The sequence below is a fragment of the Runella sp. R5_40 genome (assembly GCF_057652295.1).
Window position 1 is genome coordinate 34038 of the sequence record NZ_JBYFCH010000014.1, and the last position, 19625, is coordinate 53662.

The following is a 19625-nucleotide window of genomic DNA, read 5'->3' on the forward strand; positions in this document are numbered from 1 at the left end:
TTAACCCCTGACTTTTTTTACAAAATGAAAACCATACTATCTTTCCTCTGCTCTCTCTTGATTACTTTATCAAGCATTGCCCAGCGCCAAACCGAAAACGTCATTTTGATTACCACCGATGGTCTTCGCTGGCAAGAAATGTTTGGAGGGGCTGATTCTTCCCTCCTTTTTGATCCAACTTATACCAGCGATACGGCGAAATTAATAAAACAATTTTGGGCCAATACGCCCGAAGAACGCCGCCAAAAACTATTTCCATTTTTCTGGAGTACCATCGCCAAACAAGGTCAACTGTACGGAAACCGCTGGAATGGCAGTAAAATGAACATCTCGAACACCTACTGGTTTAGCTACCCAGGATACAACGAAATTTTGAGTGGCTTTGCCGATGAGCGAATCAACTCAAACGATAAAATCGACAACCCCAACACCACCGTTTTTGAGTTTATCAACAACCAACCAAAGTACAAAGGTAAAGTAGCCAGCTATGCAACTTGGGATGTGGTGCCGCACATTATCAATGAAAAACGAACTGGCATCCCTGTCAATGCAGGCCACGAACCCGTCGCTAGTCCCAACCCTCGCGAACAATTACTAAACGACATTCAGGATAAGTTGCCTAGTCCTTGGGGTGAAACTCGCCAGGATTTTATTACCTATTACATGGCCAAAGAATACATTCAAAAAAATAAGCCTAAGGTATTTTTCTTGTCGTTTGACGAAACCGATGACTTTGCCCACGCGGGAAAATATGACCAGTATTTGCTAACGGCCAATATGGTTGATAAGTTTGTCGCAGATTTATGGACTTACCTCCAATCACAACCCGAATACAAAGGCAAAACCACGATTTTGCTCACTACCGACCACGGACGCGGACATACACCCAAAGCCCGCTGGAAAGACCACGGGACCAAAACCCCCGATTGTTTTCAAATCTGGATGGGCGCTTTGGGACCCGATACCCCTGCCAAAGGCGAAGTGCAACATCCGGAAGTACTGTTTCAAAATCAAATCGCTCAAACTCTCGCCAAAGCTCTTGGATTACATTTTACCTGTGAACATCCAGTAGGAGAAACCATTCAAACGGTTTTTAAGTAAAATCGTCAGACGGTAGTCAGACGATGAAGCCAGTCAGACGGGGTACAGCAAATAATTTTTAAGTGAATAAAACTTCGTCTGACTATCGTCTGACGAAGAAAGATAATTCAACTTTTCATTCAAAAAAATGTCCGCAATTACCACCATTCGTCAACTTTTTGAAGCACAAGGAGATGACCAATACTACGGCGAAGACGTAAGCCAACTCGAACACGCCGCCCAAGGCGCCGATTTAGCCCGCAAAGGAGGCTTTGACCAAGAAGTGCAAGTAGCCGCTTTTTTACACGATATTGGCCACTTAATGCCAACCGAGCTCGAAGAAGAACTCATGGCAGAATACGGCCGCAAAGACCACGAAGAAGTAGCGGCCGATTGGCTCCGTGACCAAGGTTTTCCCGAAAAGGTGTGCATTTTGGTTGCTAACCACGTCAATGCAAAACGGTACTTGACCTTCAAAAACCCCAAGTATTTTGCGGGACTTTCGGAAGCAAGTCTAAAAACACTAGAGTTTCAAGGGGGGCCAATGAATGCCGAAGAAGCCGCTACTTTTGAACAAAATCCTTACTTTGACTTAATCATTCAGATGCGTCGCTGGGACGAAGCCGCCAAAGTCACAGGTTTAGCCAAACCCAACTTAGAGTACTACCTTCAACTGTGCGAAGAGGTATTGGCCTGAGTTTACCCGAGCCCCAACAATGATTTTTTGCGAATTATTTCCCTAAAAACACCCCGTTAGAACAAATCGGACAGCGACTGTCCGATTTGTTCTAACAGTTAACCCGCTGAATTTAGCTGTTTTGCGAAGTACATAGACAATCACTTCGTGAAACGTATGAAAGCGAATCTCTACCCTTCTTTCTTCTCCAAAACCAACCGTAGTCTGCTCCTCCTATGTGGTGTTTTTCTCGGTTTACTATTCATGTCTGGCAACCCTACGTTTGCCCAAATTATCATTTCTGAAGACTTTGATTACGGAACGACTTCGGGAGACTTAACCAACCAAAACGGCGGAACTGGCTTTGCCGCAGCTTGGTCAGGAGGCACAGGCGCCTACACCGCCACGGGACTAAGTTTCGGAGGTTTAACCAGCCCAGGTGGGGCAATGATTGTTGCTAGCGGTTCGAATGCCCGTCGGCAAATCACGACGGGGTTTGACGCCGCTGGTCCTATTTCAGGAAGTTTTTTATTCAAGCTAAATGCAGCGCCCGTCAGTTCGTCGGTGTTGATGTTGGGGCTAGGAACGAATGCTTCTACCAACAACCAAAATCACTATCTAGGATTTCTACCTGCCAACGATGGGCAATCGGGTAACCCTGCCCTTGGAGTCAGAGGAACAGGAATCTCAGCCATGACAGGTGGAGCAGCATTGACCACTGGAACCACCTACCTGTACGCCTTTTCTTACGACAACGGTTCGACGTCTGCGTGGATTCTGTCGTTGGCACAGTACAACATTTTTTTTAATGGTACTACGCTCGACCAAACAGCCATGAATGCCGCTACGATAGGTTCGGCTGCAACGAACGTAACAGGAAAAGTTACCATTGCCACCAATTCATCGAACCTAACGACGATGAATTACCTTTTTTCATACTTTTTCAGCAATGGTAGCCTAACCGTTGACCGTGTTCGAATGTCAGGAACGGCAGCATTAGGGGGGCTTGGCAGTGCTACAACCAGCTATACCTTCAACGGTACCAACAGCACCGATTGGGCGACAGCTTCCAATTGGAGTGGTGCGGTCGTACCTACTTCGGCAAATTTGGCCAGCGGTGACGCCGTCGTAATTGCGTCAAATTGTACCATCACTGGGGGGGCTATTTCTTTTCCGTCTGGTACGTCATTGACCATCAATGCCTCGACTACCTTCACAATGACCAGTACACCGACCATTACCATTCAATCAGGTGCAACACTTACCATTAATGGTACTTTAACCGCCAACAATGGTACCTTGAACAACGCGGGTACTATGAACACTGCCTCAACAGGTAACTTCTCCAATCCAAGTGGCAGTTTTAACAATTCAGGGACGTTCAATCATAGTGGTACGAGTACCTCCACGTATGGCGGTTTTACAAATACAGGGACGATTAATAATTCGGGAACGTTGATTAGTAGTCAATACATCAATGTTCAAAATAATGGTACGTTTACAAACAACAGTGGCGGCTCAGTTCAATTCAACGGCTTTATCAATGCTGCAAACAAGACCATCACCAATAATGGGTCAATGGCAGCAGCGTTGGACAATGCTGGGACATTCATCAACAATAACACCTTTAGTTTTAACTATCTCGGCGTTTCAAACCGTTCAGGAGCGACCCTGACCAATAGCACAGGGGCTACAATGGCGCTTGGCTTGTTGGCTTTTTCCAACAGCGGCACCTTCAACAATAACGGTACGTATTCAATGACGCAAGGAAGTGGATTGGCGAGTTTCGCGAATACGTCAACAGGAATAATCACGAATACTGGAACGATGACTATCGGGGCGTCTGTGCCTGCTACAAATGCTGGAACAATCACTAATGAAACATCATCTACTTTCACCAATAATGGTACCTTGAGTGGTGCGGGTACGTTGACCAACAATGGTACGTACAAAGGGGCAGGTACTTACTCGGGAAGTTTGTTTACCAACCCCAATGGAAGTTTTGTGGCACCAGGAAATTCGCCTGGCTGCCATTCTTTTTCCAACGGTTATACCAACAACGGTACTCTTCAAATTGAATTGGGCGGAACTACTGCTTGTACCCAATACGACCGTCTGAACATCACAGGTACGGCAACCCTTGGGGGAACCCTCGACGTTTCTCTTATCAATAGCTACACGGGTAGCAACGGCCACCAACTCACTATCATAAATGCCACCACTTTGTCGGGGACTTTTTCGACGGTTAACCTTCCTGCCAATTGGTACATCAACTACAACCTGCCTTCCGCAGGACAAGTGACATTGTCGTACAATGCCCCCATTACAGCGGGAGCGGCTCTTTCTTTTGACGGAACCAACGATTATGTGAGTGTACCTGATGCCAATATACTTGACCTTGGGGCAAGTCTTACCCTTGAAGCTTGGGTTAAACCAGCCAGTTTTAATTCATACAACATCATTATTGACAAACGTACCAATACGGATGCGACTGCCAACTATGGCCTGACATTGACCAATGGAAAACCGATGTTTTATTTTTGGACCAACTCCAGTGATAGCCGCTTTCACACGGCCCCAAGTGCTATTTCTTTGAATACATGGAGCCATATCGCGGCCACTTACGACGGAGCCAAAGTAAAACTATACGTCAATGGGGTACTGGTCTATTCGCAAGCAGAGACACAGATACCTCCCTCTACAAACCAACCGTTGAGTATCGGTAGAAACCCCAGTTCTCTTCAATACTTTAACGGTGCAATTGATGAAGTACGGATTTGGAATACCGTGCGTACCTGCGACCAAATTGGCCAACAGTACAACTGTGAATTAGTGGGAAATGAAAGCGGGCTTGTGGCGTATTACAAGTTCAACCAAGGGGCAGCGGATGGTAATAATTCCTCAATTTCAAGTCTGACAGACGCCACTGCAAACGGCAATCATGGAACTTTTAACAATTTTGCGCTCAGCGGTAGCACCTCCAATTTCATAGCTACTGGCAGTGTCACAACGGGTACGAGTTGCCCGACGGTTGTTGCCCCTGAAATTGACTTACAGGGTGGCACACCGCTGACTTCTATCTCAAGTGGAGACTCCAGCCCTGCTACCGCCGATGGTACCGATTTGGGTAATGTTCTAGTAAATGGGTCGTTGACGCGCACTTTCACCATTTTGAATACAGGAAACAATACGCTGACTATCACTGACATTACATCCAATAACACCAAGTTTACCATCAGCAATAAACCAACCTCGGTGGCGGCAAATAGTTCTGCAACCTTCGATGTTGTATTTAATCCTACAGCAACAGGGGCACAAAATGCCACTATTGCTGTCACCAATAACGACTGCGACGAAAGCCCGTACACTTTTATCGTGACTGGCGCTGGGGCAACTACAGGGGCTGCTCTTCACTTTGATGGCTCTAATGACCTTATTACAGCATCGGGCTTACTCCCAACCCCACCGACTCAGTTCACCGTCGAGTTTTGGCTAAAACCCGAGTCTTTGAGCGACTACAACCAAGAAATCTCAATTGGAAGTGCCTCTAGTGGGCATTGGAATGGCTTTGCATTTCATACCACAGCCAACGGCTCAGTGTATGTAGGCACTGATATAGCGAGCAGAATGACCCCCGTAAACATTCCTGCCAACACCGTTGTCCTTAATACTTGGCAGCACTTTGCGTATGTTTATAACAATGGGACGGGCTATTTTTATAAAAACGGCGTTTTGTTATATACCAAGGGCAACAGCGCACCTCCTAGTTTTGATGTGTTACGTATTGGTTCAGGTTGCTGTCTGCCTATCAAGGGAGCATTGGACGAATTGCGTATTTGGAACACAGCCCGTACTTGTGAGCAGATTAGTCAACAGCGTAGTTGTGAATTGACAGGTACAGAAGCAAATTTAGTAGCCTACTACCCTTTCAACCAAGGATTTGCGGACAGCGATAACAGTGGGACAACTACATTAAATGATTTGGCCACAACCATTGGCGGAGCTAATAACGGTACGTTGACAGGCTTTGCACTCACTGGAACTACTTCCAACTGGATTGCCGCTGGAGGAGTCATTTCAGGCACCAATTGCCCTGCGGTTGTCGCTCCCGAAATTAACGTACAGGGTGGTTCACCTTTGGTTTCCATTTTGAACGGTAGTACATCTACCTCGACGGCTAATCATACTGATTTCGGCAGTGTGAACATTAACGGCGCTTTGGAACGGACGTTCACCATTCAAAATACAGGCAATGATGCTTTGACCCTCACTAACATTACGTCTAATAATGCTACGTTTGTGGTAAGCAATGTCCCCACAACGGTTGCGGTCAATAGCTTAGCTACGTTTACCGTGACTTTTACACCGACAGCTACAGGTGCTCAAAATGCCACAATTACGGTACTAAACAATGATTGCGATGAAGCCAATTACACTTTTACCATCTCTGGAACAGGAAGTTGTGTAGCGCCGTCTTTCTCAGTCTGTCCTACGAACCAAACGGCAAACACAGCCGTTGGCGGATGTACCGCAACGGTCAATTACACCGCAACGGCTACGGGCAATCCTACTCCCACAATCTCATACGTATTTACTGGAGCCACCGTTGGTAGCGGCAGTGGAACAGGTAGCGGAGCCGTTTTCAATAAAGGAATTACTACCGTTACCCTCTCGGCGACCAACGGCTGTGGAAATAACGCCACCTGTACATTTAACGTCACCGTCAATGATACCGAAGCGCCCGTGCTTAATTGTCCTTCCAACCAAACAATGACAGTGGCATCAGGTAGCTGTACCGCCGATTATACCATAGCAGACCCGCTATCGGATAATTGTTCGGGAGCCACTTGGGGATACACCTTGAGCGGAGCAACCACAAAAACCATCAGTGGGGTGGCCGATGGCGCAGGTAGTGGGGCAATTAGCTTTAACGTTGGTACTACGACAGTTACCTTAACAGGAACCGATGGAACCAATTCAGCCGTGGGCTGTACTTTCACCGTAACAGTCAATGCTCCTGAAATCAACGTCAAAGGAAAAGGTCAGGACATTGTCGATGGCACAACGGGTACGTCGGAATTGAATGATACAAATTTTGGGACTACTTCAGGAGCAGCCCTTACGAGAACCTTCACCATTCAGAATACGGGAAACGCTCCGCTTACGATTAGTGCCATCACGAGCAGCAATACAAAATTCAAAGTAAGTGAGCTGAGTTCGCCGAGTCCGCTTTCTTCAGGCAATTCTGCTACATTTACAGTTACTTTTTCCCCCAACTCTATTACTACCCAAACCAGCGTCATTTCGATTATAAACGACGATTGTAACGAATCAACGTACGATTTTGACGTATCAGCGACAAGTACCTCGGTCAATGCCAATGCCCTACATTTTGACGGATACGATGATCTCATTGAAGTTCCTATGCCGACCCCATTGTTTGGTACCAATTCAACCACCGTTGAGTTTTGGGCAAAAGGAGCTCCTAACTTCTCATTTCCCATCAATTTTACTGGGTCTGGAACGACCATAATTTTGGGGCCAACGTTGGCACTAGCTGTTTACGGGGACAATACCTATTTCACAGGTTATCCCATCGAAGATTGCTGGCACCATTATGCTTTCACTTACAACGGCACAACGAGCACCGTGTATGCCTACGTGGATGGCCAACCGACACCAACGGCCAGCTTTCAAGGTAATTTCCCCACCGTTAGTACAAATATGTGGTTGGGCTCACGGGCAGGCAGTTATCCCTGGAACGGTACCATGGATGAGCTACGTGTTTGGAATGTTCAACGAACGCAAGCCCAAATACAAGCCAATTTATTCAATGAGTTAGCAGGAAATGAAAGTGGTCTGGTTGCGTATTACAATTTCAACCAAGGGACGGCAGGCGGTGATAATACAGGCAATACCTCCCTTTTTGATGCTCAAACCAATGATACTGCCAGAACTGGCACCATGACAGGATTTGCGCTCAACGGAACAACCTCCAACTGGATTGCTTCGGGTGGGTTGCAGCACTATCCTGAAATCGATATTCAAGGAAATACCACTTCGATTGTCGATGGTGACACCTCCCCTGCTGACACCGACCATACAAGTTTTGGCGATGTATTTATTGGAAATTCGCTTGTTAGAACCTTTACAATCAAAAATACAGGAACCAAAGAATTGAACATCGGTTCCATTGGAAGTTCAAATTCGTTATTTACGGTAGGAAGTTTGAGTACCGCCAGTCCATTAGCCGTAAACGCATCCGCTACTTTTACCGTTACCTTTACTCCCACTGCCCTTGGAGCTCAATCAGCAACCATCACTGTCAACAACGACGACTGTAACGAAGCAGTGTACGATTTCGAGGTTTCAGGATTAAGCTCTTGTACCGCAACTGCCACCATAAGTGGAACCAATTCAGCCATTTGTGCGGGCAACAATGCCGTTTTTACCCTCACAGGGACTAACAGCGCTGTTGTTACGTACAACGTCAACGGTGGTTCTAATGCTACCACCACCCTCACGGGAGGAACTGCAACTGTGACAATTTCGGGCGTTACTGCAAACCAAACGCTCAATTTGGTATCGGTCAACGACGGTACTTGTACGCTAAACCTTTCGGCCTCGGCTACGGTCACGGTCAAACCGCTTCCGAGCATCAACGTACCTGCCACGGCGATTTGTATAGGTGGAAATCTTACGCTATCGCCCAACACAGGAGGGGTTTGGACAAGCAGCGATGAAAGCAAAGCTACTGTTACGAATGCTGGACAAGTAACTGCGATTGCCAGCGGAAATGTAACGTTTACTTTTACCGAAACCGTAACAGGATGCAGCAGTACTACTCCTACAATCACTGTCAATGCTTTACCCACATCGGTGGTCAGTGGGGGCGGCACGGTTTGCTCTACCGAACCACTTCCCAACGTTTCGATTGCGTTAACTGGAACTGGGCCGTGGGATGTAGTTTATTCAAACGGAACGACATCCACTTCAAGAACAGGCATTTCAAGCAGCCCATATACCATTGTAGGCGCAGCGGCAGGGACGTACACAGTCACGAGCGTGAGCGATGCCAATTGTACAGCGACTTCCATGAGTGGTTCGGCGCTTGTAAAGGTCAATCCAATGCCTACTTTAGTGGCAGGGGCGGTCACTTCGCCAACCTCTTGCGCGGGTACGAACGGAAAAATTGCCTTTACTACCACTAATTTGCCCGACGGCGATTACCAGCTTACCTACACAGGGGCAGGAAGTCCTAAAACAGTAACGGTTTTGTCCAATACGTTTACGTTAGGTGGATTGTCGGCAGGTGTTTACAGCGGTTTCTCAATAACGTACAACAACTGTACTGCCACCTTAGCAGATGCCCAATCACTCAGCGACCCATTAGCCCCAGTTTTATCCATAAAATCGACCTCAAACCCCAGTACTTGTTTGGGAAATGATGGCCGTATCGTTTTTAGCACCACGAATTTACCCGACGGAAACCACTCCATCGCTTTTACGGGCACAGGTAGTCCTAAAACACTTAGTGTAGCGGCTGGAGTTGGAACGTTAGAAGGCTTGTCGGCAGGAACATATACCAATTTCTCTGTGAGTTATTCAGGTTGCACGGGTAATTTAACCGAATCAACTACCTTAAATGCCCCTTCTACTCCCGTCCTTGTAGCAGGAGCCGTTACCAATCCAAGTACTTGTTCGGGTAGCGACGGGAGAATTGCCTTTACCACCCAACAATTGCAAGATGGCAGTTATTCACTAAACTACACGGGAGCAGGAAGCCCTAAAACCGTCAATGTCGTAGCTAATGGATTTACCCTGTCTTCTTTACCTGCGGGCGAATACAGTACGTTTTCCATTACCCGTTCAGGCTGTACAGGTTCGGACATAACTTCTAAAACCTTGTCTGACCCCAATCCCCCAACAATTACCTTCGGTGCGATTCCTGCTATTTGTGCAGGGGCAACTTCATTTACCATTCCGTACACGGCGACTACTCTTTCGCCCGTTACTTATTCGGTTGCTGGCGCTGGAATTGTTGCAGAAACTAACCAAAGTTTAACTCCTAGCCTCATTACGGTTCAGTTATCGGCTCCCGCATCAGGAACTTCGATGCATTTTACGTTGACCGTCAAAAACGGGAATCAATGCGTTTCTCAACCGCTTACGGGTACCGTTGTAGTTCGCCCACTACCAACAGCTACCATTCAAGGCACCACAACGGTGTGCCTCAATGCCCCTTTGCCAACTATTCAATTTACGGGAGCTTCAGCGACTTCTCCCTATACATTTTCTTTCAAACTAAATGGAAATAGTACCCAAAGTATCACGACCTCAAGTGGTAACAGTGCTAGTCTCAACGCCGCAACCAACCAAGCGGGCGTGTTTACCTATACGTTAGAAAAGGTCAGCGACACCTATGGTTGTAGCCAACCTCAAAACGGTTCGGCAACGGTTACGGTGTTAACCAAACCCACTTTTACTTTAACGACCCAACAAGTGACATTGAATGAAGGAAATTCACAAACCTTCTGCGATACAGATGCGAATCCCGTGAACAGTTTACAGTTTTCAGTCACCAATTCGTGTGTGGTGGGTTCGCCCGTTTGGCGAGTTCAAATAGGCAGTGGCGTATGGAGCGACTGGTCAACCACTCCACCAGTTTCCCAATTATCGAATAACCAACCCCACCGCTACCAAGCGGCCTGTGATCGTACTTGTCCAGTAACTTATACCAACCCAATTGAAGTGACCATTAATAGCCGAGCTTCGGTACCGCAAAATGTGTCATTAGCCGTTGATGGGGTTAGTGTGGCAGCGGGTGAAACGAAAGAGGTGTGTAGTTTGGTCAATACAACGCTTCTTTTCGCTGCCAACTGTGCCACGGACGAAATGACGCTCTATTCGGTGGATGGGGGCGATTATAGCGCAGGAGTGCCCGTAGGATTGGTGGACAATCAATACCATAATTATCGGGTGCGTTGCCGCAAATCGAACGGGTTGCCATCGTGCATAGAAACTGAGTCAGGTGTGATGCGTTTAAAATTGGTCTTAATTCCATCTGCCCCAACAGTCTCGTTATCATCAACGGGAAGTTGTAGTTCCACTGCAAGTTTCGGTGGGCAATCATCTTGTGGTAGTTTGAAAACAGTTTGGTACAATGCCACTACCCACATCGCCTTGCCAAGCCTGCCCACCACTGTTCCTTTGGAAACTACCTCGTACTACGCCCGTTGTCAGACTGAAAACGGCTGCGTGAGTGAAAAAAGTAACGTGGTAACGTTTACGATAACACCTACCCAGGTAGCTCCCATCGTAACTGTTTCTCAAGAATTAGTTTGCACTGGTACAACCGTGACCATTTCAGCCAACTGCCCCGCAGGAAGTACAACCTTCTGGAACACAGGCATCACAACGCCAAGTTTTGAGGTATCATTCAGCAATGTCACCAAGCAAAGTTACTGGGCAAAGTGTATCTTTGAAAGTGGTTGCCAAAGTGCGGAGAGCATTCGCAAAGACATTTACTGGAATGCGTTTGTCGTAACATTAATCAATATCGGCCAATCCAAATCAGCGGTAAAAACCAACGACCGTTCTGCTTGGTCGAGCCAATTCATCACCCGCGACGGTGGCCCTGAATTGGAGCAAAGCACGCAGCAAAACCCAACGCTTTATTATGTTGAGCATCCCAATAAAATTGCTCCTCGTTATTGGACAATCAACGTAGATGCTTGTGCATTAGGAACAAATGGTTCGCTAACGTTTGATATGTTGGCAACGCCAGAAATGGGTGCCATCCGCTCATTTAATACCCACGAAAACAACGCCCCCTACTTTATGTACGCCAACCGTGATGGCTGGACGGAGTTATACGCTCAAAACCATCCAGCCTACGGTTTTTTTGCAGACAATGGCAACGGAGGCAATCAATACGACGAAGGCTTACCGAAAGGTTTGTATAAGTTAAGTGTACGGTATTGGGATAAAAAGGGCTGGGGTAGTATTTATCCTGCAACGCGCCAAGCCCAGGGCAGTGTATTGGCTTACCAAGAATACTGGTTCCGTATTCAGTCCAAAGAGGGCGTCGGATTGGGTGCAGCGAGGACAGCGGATAGCGGTCAGCAGTCAGCAGCCAGCGAAGAGGTAAAAAGTAAAGAGCAAGGAGCAAATGCGCAAGGGTCGGATAACGGAAAACAGCTAACGGATAACGGCGCCTTCGCCACCGTTCTCCCCAACCCCGTTAGCAACACCCTTCGCCTCAAAGTACAAAAAAGCAAAGGGCAAGTCGTTCACACTACATTGAGGGATGCTTCAGGCCGACAAATTTTTAGTCATTCTTTTCAACCTGAGTCAAACACACATCAGGAAGAAATGGAAGTTACGAATCTTCCCAGTGGTCTTTATTTCTTAAACGTACAAACCGAAATGGAACAAGTAACGTTGAAAGTGATTAAAATAAATTAAAAAACACACAAATAAGGAGGTAGCCTTGGATGCTACCTCCTCTTATCATAAAAAGTACTTCCTACAACTACTCAGCAATTGCGTCTTTTGTTTCGCTCACGGGCGCCACTACTTTCGCTTTTTCTTTTTTTGAAGATTTCTTCCCCTCCTTTTTATTACCTTTTTCGGCTTTTTTAGCTTCTTTCGCTTTTTCTTTTTCTTCTTTCTTTGCTATTTTGGCAAGCTTCTTTGCCAATTTCTCAGCTGCTTTGCCCACAGCTTTGGCCGCTTTTTTTGAGCTTGTTTCGTCGGTAAGTGCGGCGGTTATTTTCTCAATAATTGCACTTGCTTGGGCTTTCTTTTCAGATTTCATTGATGGTTTACTGATTTAAAAGGTTCAAATAAAAAAATCTACAAATACATAGCTATTTTTCGGTTAAAACAAAATTTTCAAGTTATGTTTATGTTAAGTTTCTGCCACGACAAAAAATACCATAACCGCTTAGTATTTCTATTTTTTAATGAAAATAACCATTTCTTAACGCCTTTCCTTAGCCTTTATGTACACTTTTGTCGTAGTATTGCTATCTGTTCCATTTTCATCACCAACTTTTCTATATGGATTCTAGAAGAGAATTTCTCAAAAAAGCCGCTCTACTCTCTAGCGGTGCAAGCCTATGGAGTGCCTTACCTCAATCTATCCAAAAAGCATTAGAAATTAATCCCCAACAGGGAAGTACTTACCTCGACGCCGAGCACATTGTCGTCTTGATGCAAGAAAACCGCTCATTCGACCACGCACTTGGTGCCCTCAGAGGGGTTCGGGGCTTTAATGACCCTCGGGCTATTCGCCAACCCAACAAAAACTTGGTTTGGTTGCAATCTAACGCCAAAGGCGAAACCTACGCCCCTTTTCGCCTTGATATCAAAGATACCAAAGTGACTTGGATGAGCTCACTCCCCCACTCTTGGGAAAACCAAGTGGATGCTCGAAACAACGGGAAGTACAACCGCTGGCTTGACGTCAAAAAATCGGGCAACAAAGCCTATGCCCACATGCCGCTCACGATGGGCTATTTTACCCGCGAAGACCTCCCATTTTATTATGCCATGGCCGATGCCTTCACGGTTTGTGACCATAATTTCTGTTCGTCATTGACAGGTACTACCCCCAACCGCTTGTATCTTTGGTCGGGAACCATTCGGGAAAAACCTACGATCGAATCAAAGGCCAATGTTCGTAACTCAGACGTTGATTACGACGATTTGGCCCACTGGACCACTTTCCCTGAACGGTTAGAAGATAATGGCATTTCGTGGAGAATTTATCAAAACGAATTGAGTATTTCGATGGGCTTCAACGGCGAACAAGATGCGTGGCTTGCTAACTTCACCGACAACCCCATTGAGTGGTTTTCTCAATATAACGTTCGTTTCTCAACTGGGTATCAACGATTCCTAGCCAAACAGGTTGTTGAATTGCCCAAAGAAATTGCGGCGTTAGAACAAAAACTGCAAACGCTTCCTCCGTCTGGCAAAGAAACTGAAACAGCGCAAAAAACGCTCAAGCAGAAAAAAGACGAACTCGAAATCGCCAAAAAAGACCGCGAACTTTGGAGCAAAGAAAACTTTGAAAAACTTTCACAGCGTGCCAAAAACCTTCACCAAAAGGCGTTTACGACTAATATAAACGATTCTCACTACCACGAATTGACCACGCACCGCTACGAGGATGGCAGCGTCGAACGTGAAATGTCGGTTCCTAAAGGTGATACCCTTCACCAATTCAGAGAAGATGTCAACACGGGCAAACTCCCGACCGTTTCGTGGATTGTTGCCCCCGAAAACTTCTCCGACCACCCAGGGGCACCTTGGTACGGCGCTTGGTATATTTCGGAGGTAATGGATATTTTAACCAAAAACCCTGAGGTTTGGAAAAAAACCATTTTCATTGTTACGTACGATGAAAACGACGGCTATTTTGACCACGTCCCTCCTTTCGTAGCCCCTAAACCTGATTTAAGCGACGGGTTGGTTTCCAAAGGCATCGACCCGAGTGTTGAACACGTGACCATGGAACAAGAACGTAAACGCAAAGAATACAGTGCGCAAAACCCTGGCCGCGACGGGGCTATTGGACTGGGCTACCGCGTTCCGATGCTGATTGCCTCCCCTTGGAGCCGTGGTGGGTTTGTCAACTCGCAGGTGTTTGACCACACCTCTGTGTTGCAGTTTATGGAGCACTTCTTGAGCCATAAAACCAAGAAAGACATCAAAGAAACCAACATCAGCGCTTGGCGAAGAACGGTATGCGGGGATTTAACTTCGGTCTTTCGCCCCTACAGCGGAGAAGAAATTCCGTTGCCAGAATCCGTTAAAAAAGACAGCTTTTATCAACTCGTCCACAACGCCAAGTTCAAAAATCCGCCTTCTAACTTTAAGGCCCTTTCACCAGAAGAAATTGCCGCAGCCAACCAAAATCCTGCCGCTACTTCATGGATGCCAAAACAAGAAGAAGGTACACGCCCCTCGGCCGCTATTCCGTATGAACTTTACGCTGACGCGGTACTCAGTGCCGATAAAAAATCGGTATCTGTTCAGTTGAGCGCCCAAAACCGTGTGTTTGGGGCAAAATCAGCGGGCTCTCCCTTTCACGTGTATGCCCCGCACAAATACCGTGCAAACGAAAATGCTCCTTTTGAAGACTTAAAAGCTTGGTCGTACGCCGTAAGTTCAGGCGATTCACTCACACCCTCTTGGCCGCTTTCCAGTTTTGAAAACAATGCCTATCATCTCTGTGTATATGGCCCTAACGGGTTTTTCCGCGAATTTAAAGGACAAGCCAATAGCCCACAGTTGAGTGTGAAAGGAGTATATGAAACATCGAAGGGTTCAAAAAATCAACTTTCGGGTAATTTAACCTTGCAATTCCGTAATGCGGATTCTCAAAAAAGGCTACGCGTAGTGGTTACGGACAATGCCTACAAAAACACCCCTAAAACGGTGGTTGTAGAGGCTAAAAATGGACAAGCATCGCTCGTTCTCGACCTCAAGAAAAGCCACGGCTGGTACGATGTCAGCATCCGCATAGAAGGTGCGGAGGGTTTTGAGCAACGTTTTGCGGGCCACGTCGAAACGGGCAAAGATTCTGTAAGCGACCCCGCAATGGCATAAATTGATAGATAACAAAAAAGGGCAGCTCATCGCTGCCCTTTTTTGTTATTAGCGTGTGCGTCGGGGTGTGAGCACCCCGACACACCTATTTTTTCTTCGCTTGCGCACGTTTTGCTTCGACTTGCTTTTTCGCTTCATCTGCTTGTTTTTTGGCTTCGTCAGCCGCTTTCATTGAGCGCTCAAGCATATCCGAGAACTTCGACTTCTTCTTCTCACCTGACGCAATTTTGCGGCGGTTTTCTTCCAAAATCGAGCGAATTTTATCATCATTCACAAAACGACGAATCACCTGCTGTTGTAAAATAGTCACTACGTTCGAGACTAAGTAGTAAAAGCTCAAACCCGCAGGGAACGAGTTCATCACAAACATGAACATCACAGGCATAAAATACGTCAACATACGCATATCAGGCATGCCAGGCTGCTGCACTTGCGCAGGCGTTATCTGGTTATTGTACCACGCATATACCAACTGAGAGACCGTCATCGCCAACGTAAAAATACTGACGTGAGCACCGTAGAATGGAATCGCAAACGGCAACTTGATGGGAGCATCGTAGGTAGAAAGGTCACTTGCCCACAAAAACGACTGCTGACGAAGTTCAATCAAGTTGGGAAACAAGAAGAACAACGACATCAAAATAGGCATTGTCGCCAACACAGGAATACAGCCACTCAACGGACTCACACCCACTTGTTGGTACAACTTCATTTGTTCTTGTTGCATTTTGGCCGCATCATCGCCAACTTTTTCTTTGATAATTGCCAGCTCTGGCGCCAACATCCGCATTTTAGCCATACTCACATACGACTTATAGACGAGCGGGGTCATCAACAATTTTACAATCAACACCAACACCACAATCAGCACCCCATAGTTAGAGAAAAACTTCTCCAAAAAGCTAAACATAGGCACAAAGAAGAACTTGTTAAGCGGTTTCAAGAACGCATAGCCCAAGTCCACGTTATCACCAAAATCGGTAGCTGTATCAATATTTTTTACAATTTGGTAGTCGTTTGGTCCAAAGAAAAACTGGAAATTTCCTTTGCCAGCTTTCAAGTCGGCCGTTGAAAGGCTTCCTTCACTTTGCATGGTTTTGATGTAAGTCGAGTCCGACTGATTAACCAACGATTTTAAAGTGGCATTACTCAAACTCGACCCTTTTGTAATAAAAGCAGAAAGGAAATATTTGTTTTTATGGGCAAACCACGAAACAGGTTGCTCAATTTTCTCTTCTACATTATCGCTTTGTCCACGACCAATGTCCGACAACTCCCCGTCTGAGTAATAATTGGTTGTTACAACTTTACGGTTTTCGGCCATGTCATTTTCTAGCTGTTTCAACTTATCTTGCCACACAAGGCGAGTAGGCTCGTTCTTAACAAGGCCATCTAATCCAACCAATTGCACATCATAATCAATCAAATACCCACTTCCCTGAATGGTGTAGGTTTGTTCGATGTACTGATTAGCTCCTAGAGGCAAACGGAAAGCTAGTTTTGTTGATTTTCCCGTCGTGATTACTTGGTTGCTTGCCTCAGTTGTAAAATACAAATCAGCTAAGTTGATTGTGCCTTTGTTGGTAGGGAGTTCGAGGTTAAACTTACTACTTTGCTCATCAATGAGGTACAAAGGAGCATTGGTGTAGGTTTTGAATTTTTTCAATAGTACTTCTTTGACATTTCCACCTTTGGTGCTAAAAGTCAAGCGAACATCATCGGTTTCTACCACAATATCTTTTGCGGTACCGATGGCTGCACTGGCAAAATCGCCATAGATGGCTTTGGCAGCTACCGAATCCAACTGACGAGGGGCAGGTGCAACAGCGGCTGTGGCACTAGACTTGGTTTGCGTCGCAGGATTCGTCTTGGGAGGCTCAGTTTGTGGTGCTAGGATTTGATACCCTACTAGCATCATCATGATGAGCGCTAATCCAATGATTTGATTTCTCTCCATTTGTTTGGTTTATACGTTATTTATGACACGTTATTTGTTACACGTTATTCGTACTCAGCCGTTAGGAAACATTCTCATGATTAACGGTAAACTAATAACTGCTCTTGCTGTGGCAAAAGCGGGTGCAAAGTTAGTGAGTTTTCAAGAATTAGCACCTGTGAGAAGGATGAGCGGTCATTTTTTAGCGAAAAAATCACAATAGCGCCAAAAAAAATAACAAATACCAAAATTTTCTTGACAGAATCCCGTTTAAGAAGTATAATTGCGAGACTTTTCTGACAATACTACGGCTTATCTGATACACATTAACCCAAAAGCCGTCTCTCTTGTTCAGTTCCAGCTATCAATCCCTATTTTTTCCTGGTTTATCCTCTTGTTGTTAAATAACTAATAATAAACATTTCTCCGTGTAAAGGTTCTCTTTACCCTTCATTTTTATATGCTCAGCATTGATGATCTAAATCCCAAGCTCCTAGCGGAGTTGCGGGTAATTGCCGAAAAAAACGGTATCAAAGACCCTTCTAAGTTTTCAAAGAAAGAACTGATTGCTAAAATTTTAGAAAAACAGTCCTCTACTTCTGACACACCCGCCGAAAAATCAAAATCTGCACAACCTTCAGGTAAACGTCCTCGAAAAGTTGCTGCGTCAGACACTGATGCTCCAACAGAAGACGCCGCCGCAGAAGATGCTTCTTCAGAATCTATTGAAGTAGTTTCTCAAAGTACTATCGACTTTTTTCACCCCAAATCAAACGATTCGTTTGAGAAGCGTGGCAAACGTCAACGTATTCATAAAAACGAGAAGCCATTCCCTGAAAATTCACCTCAGGATGCCGCCCCTCGTTTTTTTGATGAACCTACTCCCGAACCCACTGTTGCACCCACCGAGGCGCCCGCGCAGCCAGCAAATGAGCAACCAGCAGCTGAGGAAGAATTTGCCGATATAAAAATCGAGCTTCCTGAAGATGACTTTTTCGACACCTCATTTATTACGGAAAATTTTGAAGCAGAAGCACCCGCAGAGGTAGAAGCCGAACCACTTCCCGCGAAAACGGAAGAACGCTCACGCGACTATCGCCCCGATGAGTTCCAAAATAAAATCAAACGGCAGTACAACAACTACGTAAAAGAATTTGATGGACTTATCATCAACGAAGGTGTTCTCGAAATTATGTCAGATGGTGGGTACGGTTTCTTACGTTCTGCCGATTATAATTATTTAGCTAGTCCCGACGATATTTATGTATCGCCGTCTCAAATAAAACTCTTTGGATTAAAAACTGGCGATACCATTCGTGGCTCAGTCCGCCCGCCCAAAGAAGGAGAAAAATACTTTGCCTTGCTTCGCGTCGAAACCGTCAATGGTAAAACAACCGAAGAAATCCGTGACCGTATTCCATTTGAATACCTCACGCCTTTATTCCCCCAAGACCACATCAAGCTCAGCGGCAAACCCGACAACTATTCTACGCGCATTCTTGACCTTTTTGCCCCTATCGGAAAAGGCCAACGTGGGATGATTGTAGCACAACCTAAAACGGGTAAAACGGTATTACTCAAAGAAATTGCCAACGCAATTACGCGTAATCACCCTGAGATTTACCTGATCATTTTACTCATTGACGAACGTCCAGAAGAAGTTACCGACATGCAGCGTAGTGTTCGTGCCGAAGTGATTTCTTCCACTTTTGACGAGCAAGCCGACCGCCACGTAAAAGTAACGGGTATGGTGCTTGAAAAAGCAAAGCGGATGGTAGAATGTGGCCACGATGTGGTGATACTCCTCGACTCTATCACGCGTTTGGCCCGTGCATACAACACCGTTACACCTGCTTCGGGTAAAATCCTTTCGGGTGGGGTGGACGCCAACGCACTTCACAAACCCAAGCGCTTCTTTGGTGCGGCTCGTAACGTAGAAAATGGCGGATCGTTGACCATCATCGCTACGGCTCTTATTGATACTGGCTCGAAAATGGACGAAGTTATCTTTGAAGAATTTAAAGGTACGGGTAACATGGAACTCCAACTCGACCGCCGTTTGGCCAACAAACGTATGTATCCTGCAGTTGATGTGAACGCCTCAGGTACACGACGTGAAGATTTACTCCTCGACCGTGAAACCCTCCAGCGTATGTGGATTTTGCGTAAATACCTTTCTGACATGAATCCAAACGAGGCGATGGATTTCTTATTAGAACGCATGAAAGGAACACGTACCAACGAAGAATTCTTGATTTCGATGAACCGATAGAAAAACGATTTTTAATTTAGCCCTCTTCGCGAGGGCTATTT

General features: G+C 45.9%; 7 protein-coding genes. 5 read left to right on the top strand and 2 right to left on the bottom strand.

The annotated features are described in order from the left end of the window. Positions 1–24 precede the first annotated feature (24 nt). From AC23N5_RS20790 to AC23N5_RS20800, 3 genes are all read left to right on the top strand, one after another. Positions 25–1101: an alkaline phosphatase family protein gene (locus AC23N5_RS20790; protein ID WP_487757091.1), complete on the top strand. Its 1077-nt coding sequence runs from the start codon at positions 25–27 to the stop codon at positions 1099–1101. Positions 1102–1228: 127 nt separating this feature from the next. After that, a complete protein-coding gene (locus AC23N5_RS20795) occupies positions 1229–1777 on the top strand; it encodes an HD domain-containing protein (RefSeq protein ID WP_183979471.1) in 549 nt (182 codons plus the stop codon). Positions 1778–1933: 156 nt separating this feature from the next. Then, positions 1934–12223, top strand: a complete 10290-nt coding sequence (locus tag AC23N5_RS20800; RefSeq protein ID WP_487757092.1) for a LamG-like jellyroll fold domain-containing protein — start codon at positions 1934–1936, stop codon at positions 12221–12223. 67 nt (positions 12224–12290) lie between these two features. On the opposite strand, the gene AC23N5_RS20805 is transcribed toward AC23N5_RS20800, so the two are convergent. Beyond that, positions 12291–12575 carry a hypothetical protein gene (locus AC23N5_RS20805; RefSeq protein WP_487757093.1) on the bottom strand — a complete coding sequence of 95 codons (285 nt, stop codon included), beginning with the start codon at positions 12573–12575 and terminating at the stop codon, positions 12291–12293. Between the two features lie 245 nt (positions 12576–12820). On the opposite strand from AC23N5_RS20805, the gene AC23N5_RS20810 reads away from it, so the two are divergent. Beyond that, positions 12821–15376 (top strand): phosphocholine-specific phospholipase C, encoded by a 2556-nt coding sequence (locus tag AC23N5_RS20810; protein ID WP_487757094.1) that lies wholly within the window; start codon positions 12821–12823, stop codon positions 15374–15376. Positions 15377–15461: 85 nt separating this feature from the next. Here the strand turns inward: AC23N5_RS20810 and yidC are convergent, their stop codons facing one another. Then, positions 15462–17333: a membrane protein insertase YidC gene (gene yidC / locus AC23N5_RS20815; protein ID WP_487757095.1), complete on the bottom strand. Its 1872-nt coding sequence runs from the start codon at positions 17331–17333 to the stop codon at positions 15462–15464. A 439-nt stretch (positions 17334–17772) separates the two neighbouring features. Between yidC and rho the strand changes: the two genes are divergently transcribed. Further along, on the top strand, positions 17773–19584 hold the full coding sequence (gene rho, locus AC23N5_RS20820; RefSeq protein ID WP_487757096.1) for a transcription termination factor Rho: 1812 nt from the start codon (positions 17773–17775) through the stop codon (positions 19582–19584). Positions 19585–19625: the final 41 nt, after the last annotated feature.

Bases quoted from the DNA above. Each gene is read 5' to 3' on its own strand.
- yidC (WP_487757095.1), bottom strand. From the start codon at position 17,333: ATGGAGAGAAATCAAATCATTGGATTAGCGCTCATCATGATGATGCTA.
- AC23N5_RS20805 (WP_487757093.1), bottom strand. From the start codon at position 12,575: ATGAAATCTGAAAAGAAAGCCCAAGCAAGTGCAATTATTGAGAAAATA.
- AC23N5_RS20790 (WP_487757091.1), top strand. From the start codon at position 25: ATGAAAACCATACTATCTTTCCTCTGCTCTCTCTTGATTACTTTATCA.
- AC23N5_RS20800 (WP_487757092.1), top strand. From the start codon at position 1,934: ATGAAAGCGAATCTCTACCCTTCTTTCTTCTCCAAAACCAACCGTAGT.
- rho (WP_487757096.1), top strand. From the start codon at position 17,773: ATGCTCAGCATTGATGATCTAAATCCCAAGCTCCTAGCGGAGTTGCGG.
- AC23N5_RS20795 (WP_183979471.1), top strand. From the start codon at position 1,229: ATGTCCGCAATTACCACCATTCGTCAACTTTTTGAAGCACAAGGAGAT.
- AC23N5_RS20810 (WP_487757094.1), top strand. From the start codon at position 12,821: ATGGATTCTAGAAGAGAATTTCTCAAAAAAGCCGCTCTACTCTCTAGC.